The 281-nt window shown below is 51.6% G+C and carries 1 pseudogene; it reads right to left on the bottom strand.

From position 1 onward, the window contains the following. Window positions 1–281 (bottom strand): annotated as a pseudogene (locus ULO1_RS15055) (hypothetical protein); the annotation flags it as partial.

Genomic DNA, 281 nt, shown 5'->3' on the forward strand with positions numbered 1-281 from the left:
ATGTCATTTCCCGAAGTCTATTCTTTACCCGTTTAACTGTTTCCGGGGCTAATCTGATTCCTACTCTGTCTTTCCCTCTGTACATGCTGAAGCCCAGAAACTTCCGCTTCTCTCGAACGTGCCAAGTCCATCCCTCGCTTTGTGTTCGGCCCTTCACCAGTTTGACGTCTGTACTGGCTACTATGACCTCTGCTGACTTCTGCCGGTTCAGCCAGGCCTTACAACCTGGGTTATTGGCATTACCAACATCTCCGGCAGACCTCCCCGGGTAAGAGCGCTGT

The sequence above is a fragment of the Carboxydocella sp. ULO1 genome (assembly GCF_002049255.1).
Classification (GTDB): domain Bacteria; phylum Bacillota.